The sequence below is a fragment of the Streptomyces sp. SP18BB07 genome (assembly GCF_036322545.1).
GTDB classification, from domain to species: domain Bacteria; phylum Actinomycetota; class Actinomycetes; order Streptomycetales; family Streptomycetaceae; genus Streptomyces; species Streptomyces deccanensis.
This window is the reverse complement of record NZ_JAQYWT010000147.1, coordinates 1-1,500: the sequence shown is the minus strand read 5'-3', so window position 1 is coordinate 1,500 and position 1,500 is coordinate 1. Positions and strand designations below refer to the sequence as shown.

1 protein-coding gene is annotated in these 1,500 nt (G+C 68.3%); it reads left to right on the top strand.

Translation table 11 applies throughout. The annotated features are described in order from the left end of the window. Positions 1-231 precede the first annotated feature (231 nt). On the top strand, positions 232-1,446 hold the full coding sequence (locus PUR53_RS00835; protein ID WP_329907034.1) for an IS110 family transposase: 1,215 nt from the start codon (positions 232-234) through the stop codon (positions 1,444-1,446). Positions 1,447-1,500 lie beyond the last annotated feature (54 nt).

The following is a 1,500-nucleotide window of genomic DNA, read 5'->3' as shown; positions in this document are numbered from 1 at the left end:
TCCATACCTTTCTTCGTGGGTTGATCGCGGTCATTCGTAAGATCGGGACACCCAGGGATGCCGGGTATGGCTTTCATGCGAGTGCCGCTTTCGTGGCTGAGGAGGATTGGCCGCCCGGCATCCCGCGACGACTCGACTGCTGATTGGGATGCGCGAACCGAATCGCTCGTATGGACGTGACAGCGAGGTCGTCTGCTGGGACAGCACGCGGGAACGACGAAGGAGGGTCCGGTGCCCGAACTGTGGGCGGGGACGGACGCGGGCAAGGGCGAACACCACTGCACCGTGATCGACGCGGACGGCACCAAGGCGCTCTCGCGCCGGGTACCGAACAGCGAGGACGAGCTGCTGCAACTGCTCGGTGACGTCCTGGACCTGGCCGACGGCAGCCCCGTCACCTGGGCGGTCGACCTCAACGCCGGCGGTGCCGCGCTGTGGATCGCGCTGCTGGTCAACCATGGGCAGCGGCTCTTCTACATCCCCGGCCGGACCGTGCACCACGCCTCCGGCTCCTACCGGGGCGACGGCAAGAGCGACGCCAAGGATGCCTTCGTCATCGCGGACCAGGCCCGGATGCGCCGAGACCTCCAGCCCTTGCAGGAGACCAGCGAGATCGCGGTCGACCTGAAGATCCTGACCGGCCGGCGCATGGACCTGTCCGCCGACCGCACCAGGGCGATCAACCGGCTCCGCGCGCAGATCCTGGAGTACTTCCCCGCCCTGGAACGGGCTTTCGACTACAGCACCTCCAAGACCGCGCTCATCCTGCTCACCGGATACCAGACCCCGGCCGCCCTGCGCCGGATCGGCCGGGCCCGGCTGGCCACCTGGCTCAAGAACCACGGCGTGCGCAACCTGAACGTCGCCAAGAGCGCCGCCGACGCCGCGGTCACCGCGGCCGAGGCCCAGTTCACCGTCGTCCCCGGGGAGAAGACCGCCGCGAAGATGGTCCACACCCTGGCCAGGGAGGTGATGGCCCTCGACGAGGAGATCGCACAGACCAACGCCCTCATCGAGGGCCGGTTTCGCGAGCATCCCGACGCAGAAGTGATCACCAGCATGCCCGGCATCGGCGACATGCTCGGCGCGGAGTTCATCGCCGCGACCGGCGGTGACATGGCTGCCTTCGGCAGCCCCGACCGGCTCGCCGGCGTCGCCGGACTCGCCCCCGTGCCCCGCGACTCGGGCAAGATCAGCGGCAACCTGCGCCGGCCCAGACGCTACAGCCGACGGCTCCTGCGGATGTTCTACCTCTCCGCCCAGGTCGCCACCGTGCACTGTCCCCAGTCCAAGGCCTTCTACCAGCGCAAACGCGCCGAGGGAAAGTCCCACAAGCAGGCCGTCCTCGCGCTGGCCAGACGCCGCCTGAACGTGCTCTGGGCCCTGATACGCGACCACCGGACCTTCGAGGCCACAGCTCCATTCCCTGCTGCCGCAGCGGCATGACCCAATCACGAGGCGTCACCACCCCGGCTTGACAACGTCATTGGGAATCCTCCT